The organism is Paenibacillus sp. Soil787, from assembly GCF_001429545.1.
GTDB lineage: Bacteria > Bacillota > Bacilli > Paenibacillales > NBRC-103111 > Paenibacillus_E.
The window spans coordinates 1-18,230 of the sequence record NZ_LMSP01000010.1; the positions used below are offsets into that span (position 1 = coordinate 1).

The window sequence follows — 18,230 nt, forward strand, 5'->3', positions numbered from 1 at the left end:
AAGAAATTTTCGGGGGGTGGGTCTTTTTGTGCCAAAAACGTGCAAACCCATCATTAAACCACATTTTCGTATAAAAATTGTGCGCAAGGTCGTCGGATTGATCGCCACCGGGCGCTAGCGCACAAAAATTGTGCGCAAGGTCGTCGGATYGATCGCTACCGGGCGCTAGCGCACAAAAATTGTGCGCAAGGTCGTCGGATCGATCGCTACCGGGCGCTAGCGCACAAAAATTGTGCGCAAGGTCGTCGGATCGATCCCCACCGGGCGCTAGCGCACAAAAATTGTGCGCAAGGTGAAAGAGGGCGAGTTAGCGGGTTTTGCGTCCTGAGAAGGTATAAAGGGTCGTCTCGGGGGCCCGAATGGAGCGAAAGTTTCCTGAGACGTCTGAAAAGGACCCCTCAGCTGCGGTTTGCTTATATGCTGCTACATCCGTTTAAGAGTGATTCTAAGAAAATAAAGGAGAAGCATGAAGAATTATCCTCTAGCCCAGCGCAGAAAATAATATGAAAAAAACCTCCTCACGCTTGAGGAGGCTATTTTTTTGTCGAATTTAGTAAAATAATGGTTAAAAAATCAATCTGTTCATGCTATACTCTAAAAATGGTAGATTATTGTAATATAAGAACAACATTTGAGCGGGTATGGGAGGATTATCAGATGATAAAACGATTATGTTGGATGACACTGATTTTATGTTTGGTGGTGGGCAGCAGCGCAACAGCTGCGGAGAATAAATATGCGTGGATTGAAGGCGGCAAAACCGTTGATTTGGGGCAAATAGCTACAATTGATCTTGATTCGGATTTTGTTTTTCTTGACGCGGAGAATACGAAGAAAATGAGCAAAGATAACCATGACAATGTCACGGGGGATGAGATTGGCAGCATTTTTCCGAAGAGTCCGGATCAGACATGGACAGTCATTTTGGAATATAAGAAATCCGGTCATATCAAAGATGATGAAAAAACAAAAATAGATGCTAAAGAACTGCTTAACAGCTATAAAAAAGGAACAGAAGCGGCAAATAAAAAGCGTCAGGATGGAGAAAAGATTTATGTGAAGGGTTGGGATATTGAACCTTTTTATGATGAAAAGACACATGGACTCACTTGGTCCTTGTTGGCTGAGGATGACAAGAAAGAGACGTTTCTTAATTACAATACGCGCATCTTGACGCGAGAGGGCAATATATCTGTTATTTTAGTCTCTGATCCAACTCATAGAGAAGCTGATAAAAAGGTGATTACTGAGAAATTGTTGCCCAAGCTGAACATGAAAACGGGAGAAAAATACGAAGACTTCAACCCAGCTAAGGATAAGATGTCAGAGTATGGACTAAGCGCGCTCATTCTAGGCGGGGCAGGGTTAGCAGTCGTTAAGAAAGTAGGGATTTTGGCCGTCATCGCCCTTTTTCTTAAAAAGTTTGCGGTACTTATCGTTATTGCTTTGGGTGCGGTCTGGACTTTTATCAAAAAACGATTTCAGAGGAATATAAACGGTTAAGAAAATGCAATATTAGGACTTCAACGAATACAACTCCTCATCGACGTTGGCTCGCCTTCCTGATATGATTAAAGACGTTAATCTCGGTTTCCGAGCTTATTCGAGCGTTATCATAAACACACTAAGACATGTTGGGGAAAGTAGGTTTTATATCATGATCGATCATATTGTACTTGTAAAATTCGGTGAAACAACGACGCAGGAGCAGCTCCAAGAAGTTGTTGATAGATTCAAAGCGTTAAAAAAACATTTGACTGGTATCGTCGATATTCAGGCGGGCATTAACTTTTCAGAGAAGAACAAAGGTTATCAGGTTGTTTTATCTGTACGTTTTGAGGATAGAGCAGCTCTTGAAGCTTATGGTCCAAATCCGGAGCACCAAGCGGTTGCTGCATATATTAGAGAAGTAGGCAGAGAAGATAGTTTGATTGTTGATATTGAAATTTAATATACGAAAAACTGCTGATAAGGATCCGTCCTTTGTCAGCAGTTTTTTTATGCGGATAATTTCAATAAATGATTATTTTGTCCAATCTATTAATCTATCATCTTCATACAATATAGTATCTTACAAGAAAAGGAGATGAAAACATTATGGCAAATCAAATCGAAAGTTACTTTGGTCTTACGGTTACTCCTGTTACTGATGGTGTTCAAATCCCTGTCCCATTAACGCCGGCAGGAGTAGGACTTGCGGAAGTCAGAGTGGATGTTCCAGCCACATTTCCACAAGTAGTAGAATTGAAAGCAACCATTGGATTAAGAGGAGATGTAGGTCTAGGAAGTGTATTGTTCCGTATTTTCCGCGATGGTCAAGTCATTTACTATGCACGACTAGGTGTAGAATCTAGCTTTGAGAAATACTATGTTCCGACAATTCAAGCAATCGACGTAAACCCGCCAGCCGGATCTCATGGCTATACTTTATCTATCGAGTCTTTGACAGCAGGTTTAACAGCTGTTGTTATTGGTCCTATTACTTTGAGCGCTTTAGTTATTAACGCCCTTTAATAAAGAAGCCTCCAGCCCTAGAACATAAAGGGTTGGAGGCTTTTTTTTCCTATTAGGCTTTCTTTTCTTTGCGATAAACCGAAGGTGCGGATCCACTCCATTTGTGAAATTGTTTGGAGAAATAGAGGGCATCGTTAAATCCGACAGAAGACGCTACTTGGTCGATAGTCATGGATGTCTCCAACAGCTGCACGGCCCGTTCCATGCGAACTTTTAACAGATACTGCATAGGGGCTAAGCCTGTAGATTGTTTGAACATTTTACATAAATACGTACGGTGATAGCCTAGTGTGTGTGCGAGATCCTCGATAGATACCTGCTGTGTGTATTGCAGTTCTAAGTATCGGATGGCTTGTCCGACCTGACGCTCGATATCAGTTTCGATTGTTGGTTTAACGGCAATCTGGTGGCTGTTCCTGCGCCCGAGTTCCCGGATTAAGAGGCGAAGCCAACCAGCGGATTCCATATCCTCAAGCACAGGAGTGTTAGAATGCTGAAAGCTGGAGCGAATGTGTCGGTAATAATGACGTATAGAGCGGGGGTTGCTCCCCGAAATGACGGCCTGTTGGGGGGAAACGCCAATTTGCGAAAGCAAGGTTCCTGCAGCGCGGCCTGAAAAGGCAACCCATGTATAGTGCCAGGGATGATCGCTGTCTGCGATATAACTGAACAACTCTCCGGGATAAATAACGAAGGTGTCTCCGGCGGAGCAACGGTAAGTGCGGTCATGCATCTCGAACGTGCCTTCTCCCGCATGCACGGTATGGATAAGGTAATAATCATGCACGCCAGGTCCCATTTTATGCAGAGGAATAGGTTTGCCTTCTCCACTGAAAAGTACGGATAATTCATTGGTGCTATGGAGCGGATTGATATGAAGGGTGAAATAGGAATGATCCTGATTCATAGAAGCCTCTTTTTAGTTTTTGTTTCTAGGGTACATCAATAAACTACAAATGTCCATATAGGAGTTCATTCAATCCATGTCTTTGGGAGTCGTCCTGCGCTATAGTGAGGATAAGAAAAAAGAACTCTCTATGGAGGAGATTCATACATGTCCAAAATTACTTTTCTAGGTGCTGGAAGTACGGTTTTTGCAAAAAATGTGCTTGGTGATTGTTTGCACACACCTGCGCTGCAAGGCTTTGAAATCGCTCTCTTTGATATCGATCACGAACGTCTGCAGGATTCAGCCAACATGCTGAATAACATCAAAAAAACTAGCGGAAGTACATCGGTTATAAAAGTATATACAGACCGTAAGGAAGCTCTGAGCGGAGCTAAATATGTGGTGAATGCTATCCAAGTAGGTGGCTATGATCCATGTACAATAACCGATTTTGAAATCCCTAAAAAGTACGGCTTGCGTCAAACGATTGCCGACACGGTCGGTATCGGCGGTATTTTCCGAAATCTGCGTACGATCCCTGTGATGCTGGATTTCGCAGCGGATATTCGCGAGGTATGTCCAGATGCCCTGTTCCTCAACTATACGAATCCGATGGCGGTATTAACTAATGTCATGAACACGTATGGCGGTGTTCGTACAGTTGGCTTATGTCACAGCGTACAAGCGTGTATTCCGGAGCTTTTCAAAAGTCTAGGCTTGGAAAAGGAAGGCGTTAAAGCCAAAATCGCCGGTATCAACCATATGGCGTGGCTGCTGGAAGTAACCAAGGATGGCGTTGACCTTTATCCAGAGATTAAGAAGCGGGCTGCGGAAAAGCAAAAAGAGAAGCATTGGGACATGGTTCGTTATGAAATGATGCTGAAATTCGGTCATTATATTACTGAGTCTTCCGAGCATAATGCTGAGTACCATCCGTATTTCATCAAACGCAATTATCCAGAGCTGGTTGACCGCTTTAATATTCCGCTCGACGAGTATCCACGCCGCTGTATCGAGCAGATCAGCAGGTGGAAACAAATGCGCGAGGATCTCGTGAATGATACGAATTTGACGCATGTGCGTTCACACGAATATGCTTCGTACATTTTCGAAGCGATCGAGACCGATGTTCCGTTCAAAATCGGCGGTAACGTGATGAATACCGGTTTAATTACGAACTTGCCACGCGAGGCTTGCGTTGAAGTTCCTTGTTTAGTAGATCGTAACGGCGTTACGCCTACCTACGTTGGCGATCTGCCTCCGCAGCTAGCGGCGCTCAACCGCACGAATATCAATACACAGCTGCTGACGATTGAAGCTGCAATCACACGTAAGCGCGAGCATATTTATCACGCCGCTATGTTGGATCCACATACATCAGCAGAGCTGTCGATGGACGATATCGTTGCGATGTGTGATGAGTTAATTGAAGCACACGGCAAATGGCTGCCTGAGTATCACTAAGCGCTCATATGAAAAAGAAGGTCGTGGCGTATGTCGAACATACCCATGGCCTTCTTTGCTTTAACCACCGAATGCGTCACGAAACGCATGGTTGAGTACTTCAAGCTCCACATTCCAAAGCGGGGCAATTTCTGGCCCTACGTTTTCGTCAAACCAGTCGGAAAGCGCTTTGCGGTTGCTACCGTTCTCCATGATGAATGGAAGATTCAGCATCACCTTTTTCACATAGAGCTCCTCAGCAGCCCTAATCTGATCGGGAGAAATCCATAGTTTCAAGCGCTTAACTGTTCGGTATAATTCCTTGCTGCAAGCTCTCCGAATTCCGCGAGCACTGGGGAACTGCTGCTTATGTTTTTCACTCGGCTTGTTATTGATCATGACTGTATCCACACTCCCTCTATGCTATTTGTATGCATGGAGAAGGCGCAGAGCCACTGGGGACAGGAACCTAAGCCGCCCATTTGGGTAGAGGATTATCGTTTAAATGATGAACAGACGTTGAATGTTCGATTACAATCTCGGCAGGCGCACTGTGAATGTAGTGCCTTTATCGACTTTGCTCTGAACATCAATGCGTCCATGATGAAGTCGGGTAATTTTCTGTGCAATCGATAATCCCAAGCCGCTGCCGGAACGAGCGCGGTTTCTCGCCTTATCTGCTTTATAGAAGCGATCAAAGATATGCGGGAGCTCAGCTTCCGGTATCCCAATCCCCGTATCGCTGAACTGAATGAGGATTTCTGTCTCCAACTTCTGAATCTCGATCCGTAACGTATCTCCTGGCCTCGAAAACTTGATGCTGTTCGTGATGAAGTTCAGCCATACTTGATGGAGCAGTTGGGCGTCAGCTAAGATGTCTGTTTCCGGCAGTTCAAGCTCGATTTCTATTTCTTTCTCGTTCCATTGCCACTCAGTGACAATCAGGATCTGGCGAATTTGCTCGTCTAGTCGATAGACGCTGCGCTTAATGACATGGCTTTCTTTGTCTAAAGAGGCTAGCGTTAGCAGCTGCTTACTAAGCGAGGACAATCGTTTACTTTCTTCTAAAATAACATGAAGATACCGTTCTTTCTCTTCCTCGGAGGTTTCCTTGTCCAAAATCGACTGAGCGAAGCCCTGTATGGATGTTAAGGGAGACTGAATTTCATGGGAAACGTTGCCCACGAACTCCTGACGCATGTTATCCAGCTGTTGGAGGGATTGGGTCATGTAGGTGAAGTCTCTTGCCAGCTCTCCAATTTCATCTTGCCTAGAAACGTCCATGGTAATCTCAAAGTTACCTCCGACGATCCGTTTCGTAGCTTCGGTTAGCTTTTTGATAGGCTTAACAATATATTGTGAGAAAATAATGATTAAGATAATACTAAAAAGAAACGTAAGCCCTAACAGAAAGGCCATGAGGATACGTACGCCGCCAATTTGCTGCTCCAAATTAGGCCTCACAAATAGCGCATAAGGTTTACCCTTTACTTGAATAGGAACCCCGATGCTATTTCGAAGGCTATCTTCAAAAAAACCGGTTACCATAAGAAAATGATGCTCTTGCAATACGCCCCGATACGTTTCTCCGGATAAGACAAGCCGAATCTGCTCAGGATCGATCTGGGTATGTTTAAACGGAGTCCCGTAATAGGTTCCTTCCATCCGATCGTTAACGGCATAAAGTTGAAAACCCAAGTTGGCGATATGTGTAAAGTAGGTAGCTGGCTCGAGATCAGGCACTTGCTCATACAACGTACGAATCTCATTCGTGATCTTCCAAATTTGTTCTTCATTTTTGTCTCTTAATTTGGCTAAGTAATAGCTATTGGAGAGGAGCAGGGCGAGTATACTGCTGACCATCGCAATGACAATGAAGGTAACAACGATACGTGTATATAGTGTCTTCACCGTTCGGTCACCTCGAGCTTATACCCAAGTCCACGTACAGTTGTAATGACGAAATCATCGGTCATCTCAATAAATCGCTCACGCAAACGTTTAATATGTACATCAATTGTTCGGCTGTCGCCTTCATAATCCGTTCCCCAGAGCATTTGAATCAGCTGCTCCCGCGTAAATATGCGTCCTGGATGACTGGCTAATTGGGCCAACAGTTGAAATTCTTTGAGGGGAAGCAGAAGTGTTTGGCCCCTGGCGGTTACTTCATAGCTTTTCCGATTGATGATCGTTTGGTTCAAGGTAATCACCTCGGAGGAGACAAGCTGGTAACGGCGCAATAAAGCTCTCGCTCGGAACAACAATTCCTTGGGCTCAAAGGGTTTAACCATATAGTCATCGGTCCCAGATAGAAAGCCCTTCTCTTTATCTTCGATTTCTCCTTTGGCTGTTAAAAGAAGGACAGGAATATCATAATGCTCGCGGATTTCCGAACATAGCTCAAGGCCATCGCGCAGCGGCATCATGACATCAACAACCGCCAAATGAATTTGCTCGGTTTCCATCACCTTGGACGCTTGTTCTCCGTCACTTGCTTCAAACACCGCATAGCCTTCCTTTGAAAATAAGAAACGGAGCAATTCCCGAATGTGAGCATCGTCATCGACCACTAGAATATGAGTTTTCAAGACTGGGGCACCTTCTTCATTAAAATCATTGAACTTTGCAACAGTTTAAACGAAAAAGAACCTTATTGCCACTCCCGATATCAAAACGCCGCGAGAGGAGTTAAGAGACCAGAGAGCAGATAAGGTTATCGCCAGAAACGGGGCTAATCCACTACGATATAGCCGATCATCGGACCGCTATGGGCAATATCTGTGTGCGTCAAGCAAATAATGCGGTAAGTCCCTTCCTGATTGGCTGTAAAATGTACAACGGTTTCTTTCCCTTTTTTGACTTCACCGCTAATATTTAGCCCTTCGATGAGAAAAGGGTGGCTCTGACCGTTAACGCCATAGATGCTAAGCTTGATTCTCTCACCCTTTTGGACAACGAGGGTGCCAGGATCCCAGCGGTAGGCTTCGATTGTTTTACCGTCTGCCGTCGTTGATTTGAACTCTCCGGTAACCATGTGAATGGTTCGTTCTGCAGTCGGCTCGGCAGCCGTTGGAACGATGCTCCCACGGTTCATATACAGCAAGCTGGAGAGGATCAGCAGCAGAGCAGCGGCTGTTAAATAGAAATGCTTACGCTTAATAATCCATACTCGGGACATCATTGGGTCCGCCTCCTGTACAAGATACTTGTACATCTTATGCGGAAGCTTGTCAGTGCATGATTATGACTTAGTGAACCATTACCACCATGCTGTGGGGTAATGGGTTCGAGTTGCCCGGTGATAAACAAGGGCAACCAGCACGAGCACCGCGGCGCCGAGCAGCACCGGCGTGAGCAGGAAGCCCCAGCCCGCGCCCGTGAGCATCACGAGCAGCGGGTCGGCGCCGGCCGGCGGATGCAGCGTGCGCGTCAGCTGCATGAGCATGATGGCGGCACCAACGCCAAGGGCGAGGCTCCACGCGTGGACGCCGAAGGCGGAGAGCGTGCAGAGCCCGACGAGCGTGCTCAGCACGTGGCCGCCGACGAGGCAGCGGGGCTGCGCGAGCGGGCTCTGCGGGAGCGCGAAGGCGATGACGCAGGAAGCGCCGAAGGGTGCCATTAGCAGCGCTGCTCGTGTGAAATCGCCGAGTAAGCTGCATATCAGAATGGCGAGAAACCCGCCGATTCCGGGGATGAGCAGAGCGAATGCTTTTGGGAATGATGCAGGGCTATTCATTGCTTGTGGGCACCTCTTTCTCTTTATTTATTCACATGGTATCATGAGTGGAGTCATTTGAATAACGAATGATCACGATAGTATATATTTGATAATTCGATAGGTAGGGGTGGCGTACAATGCTGGAACATATGGACGGGCGCAGTATGAAAACCTTCATCACGGTGATGGAGGAAAAAAGCTTCAGCAAGGCAGCCCTCAAGCTCGGATATGTGCAATCAACGGTTACGATGCATATTCATCAGCTTGAGCAAACCTTGGGTCAAGCACTGTTTAAGCGTTTGCCCCGCGGTGTAGAATTAACGGACGCGGGCAGAGAAGTTGCCCCCTATGCGTATCGTTACCTACAGCTTGGCGAATCCCTTCAAGATAAATTAACCGGCCTGCATGAACCCAAAGGCGTGGTGCGGCTCCGAGCTCTTGAATCATTCTGCGTACCGCATCTCCCGCAGCTGCTGCCTACTATATTTGAACAATATCCTCAGATTCAATTACAGCTGGAAACCGGCTTTCAGCGTGATATTATCCAAGAAGTGTCTGCGTACCGCGTTGATCTTGGTATTGTTCCTCGCGACCCGAAGGTTAACAATCTTACTTTTATTCCTCTTATCCAAGATGAATTGGTATGGGCAGGCGCTCCTGCATTGGTAAGTCGTATGGAGAACGATGGCTGGGAAGCGATAGCGGATACCAAAGTAATCGGATTTGGAAGCCGCTGCATTTACCAAACGATGGCCTCCCAGGTCTTAGCAGACAAAGGGCTATCTACTTTTACAGCAATGGAGTTCGACAGCACGGAAATGATTAAACAGACTATGATGTTTGGAATGGGTCTGTCCTTAATGCCATTAACATCCGTCCAGGAAGAGCTTCAATCGGGCAAACTGTTGAGACTGCAACAGGAGAAAACAATTCTGCTAGAGCATGGGCTCATTCATCGCTCAGGCAAAGATTTAAGTGCACCCGTACAAGCTTGCAAGGAGCATATTATATCCTACTTTTTAGCGCAAAAAGAGCGTGGAACTGGTTGATAGGAGCTCGTCTGTGATAGAATGTTCATAGACTAGAAACGGATATTCTAAGTGGAGAGAGGTTTCATAGATGAGTGAGTTGATTCACAATGTATTACTTTATTTGGAAGGGCTTGGCTACTGGGGGATTTTCCTCGGATTAATGCTGGAAGTTATCCCTAACGAACTGCTTTTGGCTTACGCAGGCTATCTGGTGTCTAAAGGTGAAATTAATTTTGTTGGTGCTATTATTTGCGCAGTCATCGGCGGTACCTTAGCACAAGTGGTGCTCTATTGGATCGGACGCTATGGAGGCAGACCCTTCCTTGAGAAGTACGGTAAATTTTTGCTTATCAGCAAGCATCATATTGATGTAGCTGAGTCTTGGTTTAACCGCTATGGGACAGGTATGATCTTCACAGCCAGATTCATTCCCATTGTTCGTCATGCGATATCGCTTCCCGGTGGTATGGCCAAAATGCCGATAGGCAAGTTCACACTCTACACAGGTCTAGCCTTAATTCCATATTCCATTCTTTATGTCTACTTGGGCATGAAGCTCAAAGATAACTGGCAAACGATTGACGAAATTGCAGGACCTTATATTAAACCATTAATTATCGCGGCTGTTATCTTAACTCTTTTATATGTGGGTTATCAATTATATTTGAAAAGAAAAGCGAAGATATAGACTGCAAAGATTTGGAGCTTTCGCTTGCATTTGCTACAATAAAAGAAATGAATGACAATAAGAGAGGATGATCAGCGATGAGTACGAATCTTGCAAACAAGCTGCGCACTGGCTTAAAGCCACAGCAGTTCATTGACAGCATGGAGAAAAATCAAGAGCAATTTGTAGCTTATTACAATGGATTTGAATGGGATAATGAAGAGGATAAGGAATATTTTGATTCTCTAAACAACCGGGATGATCTGCGCTGTTTGATCGTTGCTGCGGATTGGTGCGGTGACGTTGTTCGCAACGTACCTGTTGTATTCAAAGCGCTAGAGAACAGCGGTATTCCTACGGAAGTACTTATTATTGAACAAAATTACGACGTTATTGACCAGTTCCTGACGGGTGGCGGTCGTGCGATTCCAATTGTTATTTTTACAGATACAGGCGGTTTTGTTTTGGGACAATGGGGTCCGCGTCCGAAACACGTGCAAGCTGTCATGAATCAATTCAAAAAAGAAAATCTTGATCGTGAAGCGGCCGATTATAACGAGAAAATTCAAGTAGCCAGAGCCGAAATGGGCCGTCAATATGGTGAAGGTAACGGATATCATGCTGTTATTGTGAAGGAACTTCGTGAATTAATCGAGTCGTTCTAAGGTGAATACATATGATTAAAATAGAATCATTTGTGCTAGGCCCGGTAAGTACGAACGCGTATTTGTTATCTGATCCAGAAACGAAAAAGGGCATTATTATAGATCCTGGCATGAATCCTAAATCCCTTATCAAAAAGATTGCCGATTTGGATATTGAAGCGATTCTCCTCACGCATGCTCATTTTGACCATATCGGTGGTGTCGATGAGATCCGTAAGCTCAAACGCTGCCCCGTGTATATTCACGATCTTGAAGCTGATTGGCTGACGAATCCGAAGAAAAACGGCTCAGCGCGCTGGCCTGATCTAGGAGCTGCGATTGAAACAGAACCAGCTGAATATGCGCTAGACGAAGGTCAAACGCTTGAATTTCTTGGTATTAAGCTCAAGGTATTCCATACCCCAGGTCATTCTCCTGGCAGTGTGAGCTTCTTATACGACAATCATCTGTTTAGTGGAGATGTCCTATTCAAGCTATCGGTAGGTCGAACGGACCTTCTAGGTGGGGATAACAATGTGCTGCTGGATTCCATTCAAGATAAGCTGTTTCTACTCGATGATGACGTCATTGTGTATCCCGGACATGGTGCCAAAACAACAATTGGCTTTGAAAGAGACAATAATCCCTATGTGTAAATATGAGAGGACTGCTCCCGCCCGAGGAGCAGTCCTTTTTTATTGAAAAATGAGCGAAGAGGAACTACGATGCGCTATTCATCGGAATACCTATCTTTTTGAGAGTTGGGGGAAAATGGGTGCGCTATTTAGACATAATAACGAATCGTTGTTCCCTTTCGCGTGGTTTTGGATCGTTTGTCCCCCTTGCCCGTATGCTCGTTCGCCCATGACACCTAACCATTTTATTCGGATCTGGGTGTTTACCGTGTTCAAGGTAGGTGCTCCCCCATAGACTGATGTTGTAAGCTATTCACCCAACCTAAACGAAAACAAAGCAGTTTAAGACCATTTAATTTTATGATGAAAGTTTTCCTTAAGGAAAACTTTGAGGAGGTGCTCTTTCATGGAATATGTAAAAGCTCCAACGTACCCGATGGCCCCAATGCCGATGCCAACGCCAATGCCAGCTCCAATGCCAATGCCGTTACCGGTACAGCAAGCTCCAATGATGCAAAGCCCGGTCCACAATGATATCCATTTACACGCATCCTATCAACAAGCATCGTATGTTTTCCCAAAACCGGTTGCTGTGCAGCCTGTTGCCAAAGTTTGCTCTTATAACTATAACTCTGTAGGAAGTATTCTTGTTCTGTTCATTTTACTTGTCATTATTACACGTGGGATTTGTAAATATTAATTTGTTGATCGTCATCAAAAAAGTAATCCGCCTCGGGGATTTTCGACCGGAGTGGATTACTTTTTTTTTTCGAACTATGTCAGGCTGTTTTGATCGTCGGTATACTTATAGAATTGCTTTCAGCTAAAAGTTCCCTCTGGGCTCTTCACGCATATAGTAAAATGATTGATCAATCTAGGGGGCATCAGATAAAGATGGAGATCACATCATATCATGGGGCGAATCGATTTCGTTGGGTTTTGCTTTGTCAGTCAACTGTGTATGGCGAGCGGTTTGGCTGCTGGCGCCAGTGGGGTTTCTCCGTTGTTTTCGGCCTTTTCGGTCGGAATACTTTCATTTTAAACAGTAGACATAGGCGTTCGGTTGAGCAGTAAAATTTCGAAATCGTGGTTGGGGAAATATTCAGAACTGTTGGGATGTCTTCTTTTGATTGTCATCGGATGTTATGAAGTTATCGTTTAACGCTTATGTCAAAGAGTTAGTTTATGAGAATGACTCCTGGTAGTGTCACTTTTGAAACAAAATCTCAAGTGAAACGTATAGAATGGGACGAAAGTGATAAAACTTTCATATTAACTATACACACCTGGAGGGTCATGACACGATGTTCAAGAAATTAGTAATGCTGATTATGGTAAGTATGTTGGTTTTCTCCTTTACCGTGCCAACGTTGGTAGAAGCGAAATCTTCTTATAAAGCGCCGCGCAAAAGCTACACACCGACAGATCAACAAAAAGCGCCTTCAAGTAACGTTTCTAAAAACGAGCCTAGTAATTCGACGTCAAAAACGCCCGGCGCTACAACGCCAGCAACAAAGCCTGGATTTTTCAGCGGCGGTTTAATGAAAGGGCTGTTAATCGGGGGAATGGCTGGTCTGTTGTTCGGAGGCTTATTTGGAGGCATGGGAGCACTCGGTCATATACTTGGGTTATTAGTGAACGTGCTTGTCATTGTTGCCTTGATAGTTGTTATTATGAAGATCGTATCTTTCTTTAGACAAAGAAGGAAGTTGAATCAGGATCAGGAGAGGTAATAAGCATGCGGTTAACGGAACAAGAAATCGTTAATGCGATTTGCTTGTATATGGCGGAACGCAAACGTCTCAAGCCAAATGATGTTGATGTTGAGCTGATGTGGGACGAGGATCTGGGCTTCTCAGCCGAAATATTCGCCGAAGGTCGTAGTCAAATCCTCACGCAAGGGAATCTGCTTGAAGCCATTGTGCAATTTTTGTTCAATCAGTATCAGATGCGAGTTTTTTGGGATCAAATCCGATTATCTTTGGATGAAGAGATTATTGCTGAAATAGAGGTCTAATCCTGTCCAGCGGCCTTCGCATTTGCATCCTCTAAACAACACGCGTATATCTCAGTTGGTGCAGGTCCACCACAACAGCTTTCACTTTTAAAAAATTCGTTTTTCATCTATTTAACAACAATCTGATGTGCTACATTTGGTTTTGTTGTTATTTCGAGAAGTGTAATCAATGATATTACCTAGCCGATCAAACTCGTAATTACAGCAATTAAGCAAGAGCTCTTTTAGCTTCTCCCTGCCACGCTGCACTCTAGATTTTGCTCCAGAAAAAGAAATACCTAGTTGCTCACTTAGTTGTTTTTGAGTGTAGTCACCTAACTCAGTGAGTTCTAGAGCATGCTTATAATTATTGGAGAGCTGCCCAACCATTGGTCTAATACAAGATGCTATTTCCTTAGTAGCCTCATTTAGATCCTCAGTTTCCTCAGAAGGCAAATCTATTGGTAATTCAGCCTTCAGTTGGAATTGTTCTTTTCTGTAGTAATCAATAATGCTATTTCGAGTAATTTGATATATCCAAGATTGCAGTTTCTGATCATCTTTTAATGTATCTAAGTTAGCGTGTATTTTTATAAAGACATTCTGTAGAATATCGTCAGCATCATGCTCACTTTTTACCCGTTTAATAATGAAATTCCGCAAAGGACTATAAAATGATCTCCATACTTCCTCGGTGTTCATACTCTTCCCTCCAGAATTGTTTTATTACAGAGACGTACGAATTTGCAAATGGATGCAAGCAAAAGTATTGCCAGGGGGCCGAATCAATCTAGGTTACATGACAATGTGCCAATGGCCACAGCGCCAGTGCGACCTTTTCCACCACCGCAATGGAACCCAACCTTTTTACCACCGTTGTAAGACTCTACAACGTGATTAATGGCTTGTTGGAATAGTTGGTCCTGTGGTCCCTCGGCATTATCTCCAAGGGGGCCTTGAAGCCATTCTACGTTACCTGCAGGATAGGCACACTCCGTAGCGTCTCCACGCAAATCCACAATTACTTGAACGCCTTCATTTTTAACCATATCCTCGACGTCAGAAGCTCCGCCAAAATAAATTTTATCTTCAACTAAAGCTTGATAGTTTTTCTGCATGATGAACCCCTTATTTTTTCTTAAAAGATGTGAATTCAATCGTTACAGGTGCTGATGGCGTGGAAGGTGGAGCGCAACATAAAGACATATCCTGCAAATCCCCAGCAGATTCAAATTCAGAATCTTCTTTTGTGTAGAATATTTCCCATGCGTTTCCATCTGGGTCATAAACCCATACTTTATCTTGAACTGCATAACAGCAAGTCGTATTCATTTCATCGATGAGAAGAAGCCCGCTTTGTCTTAAACGCTCCCCCATAGCTAGAACCTCTTCGGTGTTATCCACCTGAAATCCCAAATGATTAAGGACGCCTTTCTTCTCAAAAGGACGTACATTTAAGGAGAAGTGAAGGGATGGATCGTCTAACTCGAATTTAGCGTAATTGTCCTTTACTTTAGAAGGTTCCGCACCAAAGAAAGCACGATAAAAATCAAGCGACTTTCGAAGGTCTGTACAGTTAACCGCAACGTGCATTCTTTTGATCATATTACTTGCCTTCCTTCAAAAATTGCTCGATCCGGCTCTTAATGGAATCTCGCACTTCACTGAATTTAGCTGTAATTTCTTCTTCTGTTCCGGTTGCTTTTGCAGGGTCATCAAAGCCCCAATGCCATCTTTCAGCCTTATCGTTACGTAAAACAGGGCAGTGTTCGTCAGCATGACCGCACAACGTAATTATGTAATCAGCGCGGCCTAAAATCTCAGTGTCAATCACGTCGGATGTATGGTTCGAGATATCGATTCCTGCTTCTTTCATTGTTGCAACAGCACGTGGATTCAAACCGTGTGCTTCTAGTCCTGCACTTTTAACTTCATAGTTGTCACTACCTAGTGCTTTTAAATATCCGTCTGCGATTTGGCTTCGGCAAGAGTTACCTGTGCATAGAAAATATACTAATTTTTTGTCCATATTCGAACATCTCCTTATTCCTGTATTGTTTTATAAACTAGTGAAGCAAAGACAGCTCCAAGAACTGTTGCAACTAGGTATAACCATAAATGTTGTGTTGCTCCTGATACGATAGCGGGTCCAAGGGAACGTGCTGGGTTCATGGAAGCTCCACAAATCGGACCTGCAAACATAGCCATTAGACCAACGGTACCTCCAATAGCAACACCAGCAAATTCTTTAATTGCTTTACCATGTACAGCAGAACCCAAAATAACCATCATTAATACAAAGGTTAAAATGAATTCCAGAATGAAGGATTGCCCTTCCGAAAATCTAGGAAGAGTTGCCCCTAAGTTGGCGACATTGCCAAAAAGAAGCAAAGTTGTAAAACTCGCAAAAAGCGCCCCTGCAAATTGTATGACAATATAAAAGATGCTGTCTCGCAAGGAGATATCTCCTCTAACCAAAAAGCCAATAGTGACAGCAGGATTAAAATGAGCGCCTGAAATATGTCCAAACGTATAAATCAGAGCCATAACGACAAGTCCAAAGGTAATTGCGACACCAACATGGGAGATGCTTTTCGTGATATCGTCAATAACCATTGCTCCTGGACCCGCAAAAACTAAAAAATAAGTACCGATAAATTCAGCAATCAACTTCTTTTTTAACATCCAATTATCCCCTTAATCACAGCAGTTTGAATCTTCACAGGTTAGCTTCTCCACTTTATCTTTTTGGGATGGGAGGTACTTGAATAAGTCAGTTAGGAAAGGCTTATCCTGGGTAGCAAGTGAATAGTAAACCCACTGACCCTTTTTTGTTTCTTTAACGAGACCGCCATCCTTTAATTTGCGCATATGCTGGCTAATATTTGGCTGGCTGGTCTGCAAAATTTCTACAAATTCGCATACACATAGGTCTCTTTCTTGAAGCAATAGAAGGATAGATAATCTACATTTATCAGCAACTAACTTTAAAGTATCGACCATATTTTCAATTTCTAACATCATTAACCCCCTTCCATTTGTAAATCATTATATAATTACTTGATTATATTAATAAAGTTAAGAATTTGTAAAGATAGTGGAACGAAGTAGGACAATGAAAAATAGGGGAAACATGTAAAAAGCTTATGTATCCTGGCACATAAGCTTTTACTTGTTTATTGGTTGATAAAACGCTCAAACATTCGTGATTGTAGAACTTCTGGGAGTGGGAGGAAGAAACCTGATTCAGCGGAGGACTTACACCAGTCAAACAAAGTCTCGTAATGACTTTGTTCGGTCATACCTCCAAACCAATGTTGTTTAGTTGGGGTTAGGATACAAACCACATTCGTTACATCACAAGGCCCCAAACAACCCGTAAATGAGAGCTGCAATTTTTTTGAAAGCTTACCATTTTTCCAATTGGTTTTTAACCATTCAACGGGTACTTCCGCAGCTCCTAAGTTCGTTTGACCGCAACAACATCCATTAGCACAAATTAAAACTTGCCCTAAAACTTGAAATTTTGTATCCAGATTCTGCAATTATTTTCCGTCCCTTCTTAAGCAAAGGATGGTTTTCTTTTTGTGCCATAGAACCCCAAAACAAAACCTAAAATCAAAACAATTAGCATTAATGTCCCAGCTCTTAATTGTGCCGATAAGTTTGGTTGTACTGGGGGAACGTCAAATGCAAATACGCCATCAAAAGGTGCTGTCAGAGTTGATTCTTGTGAATTTGGTGAAGAATGAAAGATAAGATGGTAAGTAGCTGTATCTGGAAAAGCATAGTCGAAATCTAACTTACCGTCTTGAATCTGCGTCCGATTTGAAAACATATTTATGTTATCGTCTTCATGATAAAGCGATAGGGAAGTATCCATTCCTTGTATGTACTGACCTGTCTTTGAATCTTGAAAAGTAACAGTGAAATGAGCAGGAACTCCTTTTTGAACAGGCTCCATTGGATTTAATTTTAATTCAGCTTTGACCCCATTTTTTTCAACTACCATAATATGATTGTCAGAAGTTGCTTCGTGTGCCAATGCTGTTGAGGAAAGAGAACCACCAACGAATAAACTTGCAATTAAAAGTAAGGATGCAACTGACGTTGGATAACGATTTTTATATTGTGATTGTTTTTTAAATGGATTTTCCAGTCGTTTAGCAAAAATTCCGCTGACCATTGCTAACAAAAAGATTGCCATGAACAAAACGATTGTTCGTATGATTTGACCAAGAGGTACTTTGACTTTGATGGGTAAGTTAATTTCAATTGGTTTTTCTATTTCATTTGAAGTCGCTTTTATTATGGCTTCGTATGAACCAGCGTCCCATAGAATAGATTCCATCTCAATTTTTCCGTCATACAAGACCGAATCCATTTTATAAACAAGCCCAGTGCCTTCATTGTCATCACGTAGGTACCCAACATTGAGCCAAGGATTTGTTGCCTTAGTTTTAATAATTTCTAACTGAACACTAGCGTTCTTTAACGGTTCTTTTGTTGCGGGATTGATCAGTTGGTAAGAGAACTTGGCTGGTTCATGAGCAACTGGATTTTGTGGTATTAAATAGTCCCCTTTATCTTCATAACTTTCGTAAATTGCTACTCCAAATATAAAAGTGCCTATAATCATTACAGGCAAAATGAGCAGCAAAAGAAAACGTAAAAGATTGAACTTCATTATTGT

The 18,230-nt window shown here is 43.4% G+C and carries 25 protein-coding genes; 11 read left to right on the forward strand and 14 right to left on the reverse strand.

Going from position 1 to position 18,230, the window contains the following annotated elements; translation table 11 throughout:
- Positions 1 to 657: 657 nt before the first annotated feature.
- From ASG93_RS11355 to ASG93_RS11365, 3 genes are all read left to right on the forward strand, one after another.
- Entirely contained in the window at positions 658 to 1,503 is an 846-nt protein-coding gene (locus ASG93_RS11355; protein ID WP_056831943.1) for a DUF2167 domain-containing protein, read from the forward strand.
- 154 nt (positions 1,504 to 1,657) lie between these two features.
- A complete protein-coding gene (locus ASG93_RS11360) occupies positions 1,658 to 1,951 on the forward strand; it encodes a Dabb family protein (protein ID WP_056831945.1) in 294 nt (97 codons plus the stop codon).
- 146 nt (positions 1,952 to 2,097) lie between these two features.
- Positions 2,098 to 2,514 carry a hypothetical protein gene (locus tag ASG93_RS11365; protein ID WP_056831947.1) on the forward strand — a complete coding sequence of 139 codons (417 nt, stop codon included), beginning with the start codon at positions 2,098 to 2,100 and terminating at the stop codon, positions 2,512 to 2,514.
- A gap of 52 nt (positions 2,515 to 2,566) precedes the next feature.
- Here the strand turns inward: ASG93_RS11365 and ASG93_RS11370 are convergent, their stop codons facing one another.
- Entirely contained in the window at positions 2,567 to 3,421 is an 855-nt protein-coding gene (locus tag ASG93_RS11370) for an AraC family transcriptional regulator (RefSeq protein WP_056831949.1), read from the reverse strand.
- Positions 3,422 to 3,568: 147 nt separating this feature from the next.
- Between ASG93_RS11370 and ASG93_RS11375 the strand changes: the two genes are divergently transcribed.
- Positions 3,569 to 4,867 (forward strand): alpha-glucosidase/alpha-galactosidase, encoded by a 1,299-nt coding sequence (locus tag ASG93_RS11375; RefSeq protein ID WP_056831951.1) that lies wholly within the window; start codon positions 3,569 to 3,571, stop codon positions 4,865 to 4,867.
- Between the two features lie 60 nt (positions 4,868 to 4,927).
- Here the strand turns inward: ASG93_RS11375 and ASG93_RS11380 are convergent, their stop codons facing one another.
- The 5 genes from ASG93_RS11380 to ASG93_RS11400 all read right to left on the reverse strand — a co-directional run bounded on the left by ASG93_RS11380 (position 4,928) and on the right by ASG93_RS11400 (position 8,582).
- The gene (locus tag ASG93_RS11380) at positions 4,928 to 5,245 is read right to left on the reverse strand and encodes a hypothetical protein (protein ID WP_056831953.1); all 318 of its coding nucleotides are present in this window, start codon (positions 5,243 to 5,245) and stop codon (positions 4,928 to 4,930) included.
- 132 nt (positions 5,246 to 5,377) lie between these two features.
- Positions 5,378 to 6,757 carry a sensor histidine kinase gene (locus ASG93_RS11385; protein ID WP_056831955.1) on the reverse strand — a complete coding sequence of 460 codons (1,380 nt, stop codon included), beginning with the start codon at positions 6,755 to 6,757 and terminating at the stop codon, positions 5,378 to 5,380.
- A complete protein-coding gene (locus ASG93_RS11390) occupies positions 6,754 to 7,434 on the reverse strand; it encodes a response regulator transcription factor (RefSeq protein ID WP_056831957.1) in 681 nt (226 codons plus the stop codon). Before ASG93_RS11390 ends, ASG93_RS11385 begins: the two co-directional genes overlap by 4 nt.
- A 143-nt stretch (positions 7,435 to 7,577) precedes the next feature.
- Positions 7,578 to 8,024, reverse strand: a complete 447-nt coding sequence (locus ASG93_RS11395) for a cupredoxin domain-containing protein (protein ID WP_056832133.1) — start codon at positions 8,022 to 8,024, stop codon at positions 7,578 to 7,580.
- A gap of 81 nt (positions 8,025 to 8,105) precedes the next feature.
- Positions 8,106 to 8,582: an HPP family protein gene (locus tag ASG93_RS11400; RefSeq protein ID WP_056831959.1), complete on the reverse strand. Its 477-nt coding sequence runs from the start codon at positions 8,580 to 8,582 to the stop codon at positions 8,106 to 8,108.
- A gap of 119 nt (positions 8,583 to 8,701) precedes the next feature.
- Between ASG93_RS11400 and ASG93_RS11405 the strand changes: the two genes are divergently transcribed.
- The 7 genes from ASG93_RS11405 to ASG93_RS11435 all read left to right on the forward strand — a co-directional run bounded on the left by ASG93_RS11405 (position 8,702) and on the right by ASG93_RS11435 (position 13,558).
- Positions 8,702 to 9,613 carry a LysR family transcriptional regulator gene (locus ASG93_RS11405; protein ID WP_056831960.1) on the forward strand — a complete coding sequence of 304 codons (912 nt, stop codon included), beginning with the start codon at positions 8,702 to 8,704 and terminating at the stop codon, positions 9,611 to 9,613.
- A gap of 70 nt (positions 9,614 to 9,683) precedes the next feature.
- Entirely contained in the window at positions 9,684 to 10,283 is a 600-nt protein-coding gene (locus ASG93_RS11410; RefSeq protein WP_056831963.1) for a DedA family protein, read from the forward strand.
- Between the two features lie 77 nt (positions 10,284 to 10,360).
- Positions 10,361 to 10,927, forward strand: a complete 567-nt coding sequence (locus tag ASG93_RS11415) for a thioredoxin family protein (RefSeq protein WP_056831964.1) — start codon at positions 10,361 to 10,363, stop codon at positions 10,925 to 10,927.
- Positions 10,928 to 10,938: 11 nt separating this feature from the next.
- Positions 10,939 to 11,562, forward strand: coding sequence for an MBL fold metallo-hydrolase (locus tag ASG93_RS11420; RefSeq protein WP_056831966.1), 624 nt, complete (start codon positions 10,939 to 10,941; stop codon positions 11,560 to 11,562).
- 385 nt (positions 11,563 to 11,947) lie between these two features.
- Complete coding sequence (locus tag ASG93_RS11425) at positions 11,948 to 12,241, forward strand: hypothetical protein (protein WP_056831968.1); 294 nt, start codon at positions 11,948 to 11,950, stop codon at positions 12,239 to 12,241.
- A 604-nt stretch (positions 12,242 to 12,845) separates the two neighbouring features.
- Positions 12,846 to 13,274, forward strand: a complete 429-nt coding sequence (locus tag ASG93_RS11430; RefSeq protein ID WP_056831970.1) for a hypothetical protein — start codon at positions 12,846 to 12,848, stop codon at positions 13,272 to 13,274.
- A gap of 5 nt (positions 13,275 to 13,279) precedes the next feature.
- Positions 13,280 to 13,558: a DUF2653 family protein gene (locus ASG93_RS11435; protein WP_056831973.1), complete on the forward strand. Its 279-nt coding sequence runs from the start codon at positions 13,280 to 13,282 to the stop codon at positions 13,556 to 13,558.
- Positions 13,559 to 13,669: 111 nt separating this feature from the next.
- Here ASG93_RS11435 and sigZ read toward each other — a convergent pair whose 3' ends face one another.
- From sigZ to ASG93_RS11475, 8 genes are all read right to left on the reverse strand, one after another.
- Complete coding sequence (gene sigZ, locus ASG93_RS11440; RefSeq protein WP_056831975.1) at positions 13,670 to 14,239, reverse strand: RNA polymerase sigma factor SigZ; 570 nt, start codon at positions 14,237 to 14,239, stop codon at positions 13,670 to 13,672.
- An 83-nt stretch (positions 14,240 to 14,322) separates the two neighbouring features.
- Positions 14,323 to 14,655, reverse strand: coding sequence for a dual specificity protein phosphatase family protein (locus ASG93_RS11445; RefSeq protein WP_082614859.1), 333 nt, complete (start codon positions 14,653 to 14,655; stop codon positions 14,323 to 14,325).
- Between the two features lie 10 nt (positions 14,656 to 14,665).
- Complete coding sequence (locus ASG93_RS11450) at positions 14,666 to 15,142, reverse strand: ArsI/CadI family heavy metal resistance metalloenzyme (RefSeq protein WP_056831977.1); 477 nt, start codon at positions 15,140 to 15,142, stop codon at positions 14,666 to 14,668.
- Position 15,143: 1 nt separating this feature from the next.
- Complete coding sequence (gene arsC / locus ASG93_RS11455) at positions 15,144 to 15,566, reverse strand: arsenate reductase (thioredoxin) (protein WP_056831979.1); 423 nt, start codon at positions 15,564 to 15,566, stop codon at positions 15,144 to 15,146.
- 14 nt (positions 15,567 to 15,580) lie between these two features.
- A complete protein-coding gene (locus ASG93_RS11460) occupies positions 15,581 to 16,222 on the reverse strand; it encodes an MIP/aquaporin family protein (RefSeq protein ID WP_056831982.1) in 642 nt (213 codons plus the stop codon).
- A gap of 12 nt (positions 16,223 to 16,234) precedes the next feature.
- Positions 16,235 to 16,558, reverse strand: coding sequence for an ArsR/SmtB family transcription factor (locus ASG93_RS11465; protein ID WP_056831983.1), 324 nt, complete (start codon positions 16,556 to 16,558; stop codon positions 16,235 to 16,237).
- A 155-nt stretch (positions 16,559 to 16,713) separates the two neighbouring features.
- Positions 16,714 to 17,082, reverse strand: coding sequence for a (2Fe-2S) ferredoxin domain-containing protein (locus tag ASG93_RS11470; RefSeq protein ID WP_056831985.1), 369 nt, complete (start codon positions 17,080 to 17,082; stop codon positions 16,714 to 16,716).
- A gap of 17 nt (positions 17,083 to 17,099) precedes the next feature.
- Positions 17,100 to 18,224: a hypothetical protein gene (locus ASG93_RS11475; RefSeq protein ID WP_056831988.1), complete on the reverse strand. Its 1,125-nt coding sequence runs from the start codon at positions 18,222 to 18,224 to the stop codon at positions 17,100 to 17,102.
- Positions 18,225 to 18,230 lie beyond the last annotated feature (6 nt).

Coding starts and splice junctions, on each gene's coding strand:
- ASG93_RS11355 (WP_056831943.1), top strand. CDS start 658: ATGATAAAACGATTATGTTGGATGACACTGATTTTATGTTTGGTGGTG.
- ASG93_RS11360 (WP_056831945.1), top strand. CDS start 1,658: ATGATCGATCATATTGTACTTGTAAAATTCGGTGAAACAACGACGCAG.
- ASG93_RS11365 (WP_056831947.1), top strand. CDS start 2,098: ATGGCAAATCAAATCGAAAGTTACTTTGGTCTTACGGTTACTCCTGTT.
- ASG93_RS11370 (WP_056831949.1), bottom strand. CDS start 3,421: ATGAATCAGGATCATTCCTATTTCACCCTTCATATCAATCCGCTCCAT.
- ASG93_RS11375 (WP_056831951.1), top strand. CDS start 3,569: ATGTCCAAAATTACTTTTCTAGGTGCTGGAAGTACGGTTTTTGCAAAA.
- ASG93_RS11380 (WP_056831953.1), bottom strand. CDS start 5,245: ATGATCAATAACAAGCCGAGTGAAAAACATAAGCAGCAGTTCCCCAGT.
- ASG93_RS11395 (WP_056832133.1), bottom strand. CDS start 8,024: ATGTCCCGAGTATGGATTATTAAGCGTAAGCATTTCTATTTAACAGCC.
- ASG93_RS11400 (WP_056831959.1), bottom strand. CDS start 8,582: ATGAATAGCCCTGCATCATTCCCAAAAGCATTCGCTCTGCTCATCCCC.
- ASG93_RS11405 (WP_056831960.1), top strand. CDS start 8,702: ATGCTGGAACATATGGACGGGCGCAGTATGAAAACCTTCATCACGGTG.
- ASG93_RS11410 (WP_056831963.1), top strand. CDS start 9,684: ATGAGTGAGTTGATTCACAATGTATTACTTTATTTGGAAGGGCTTGGC.
- ASG93_RS11415 (WP_056831964.1), top strand. CDS start 10,361: ATGAGTACGAATCTTGCAAACAAGCTGCGCACTGGCTTAAAGCCACAG.
- ASG93_RS11420 (WP_056831966.1), top strand. CDS start 10,939: ATGATTAAAATAGAATCATTTGTGCTAGGCCCGGTAAGTACGAACGCG.
- ASG93_RS11425 (WP_056831968.1), top strand. CDS start 11,948: ATGGAATATGTAAAAGCTCCAACGTACCCGATGGCCCCAATGCCGATG.
- ASG93_RS11430 (WP_056831970.1), top strand. CDS start 12,846: ATGTTCAAGAAATTAGTAATGCTGATTATGGTAAGTATGTTGGTTTTC.
- ASG93_RS11435 (WP_056831973.1), top strand. CDS start 13,280: ATGCGGTTAACGGAACAAGAAATCGTTAATGCGATTTGCTTGTATATG.
- sigZ (WP_056831975.1), bottom strand. CDS start 14,239: ATGAACACCGAGGAAGTATGGAGATCATTTTATAGTCCTTTGCGGAAT.
- ASG93_RS11445 (WP_082614859.1), bottom strand. CDS start 14,655: ATGCAGAAAAACTATCAAGCTTTAGTTGAAGATAAAATTTATTTTGGC.
- ASG93_RS11450 (WP_056831977.1), bottom strand. CDS start 15,142: ATGATCAAAAGAATGCACGTTGCGGTTAACTGTACAGACCTTCGAAAG.
- arsC (WP_056831979.1), bottom strand. CDS start 15,566: ATGGACAAAAAATTAGTATATTTTCTATGCACAGGTAACTCTTGCCGA.
- ASG93_RS11460 (WP_056831982.1), bottom strand. CDS start 16,222: ATGTTAAAAAAGAAGTTGATTGCTGAATTTATCGGTACTTATTTTTTA.
- ASG93_RS11465 (WP_056831983.1), bottom strand. CDS start 16,558: ATGTTAGAAATTGAAAATATGGTCGATACTTTAAAGTTAGTTGCTGAT.
- ASG93_RS11475 (WP_056831988.1), bottom strand. CDS start 18,224: ATGAAGTTCAATCTTTTACGTTTTCTTTTGCTGCTCATTTTGCCTGTA.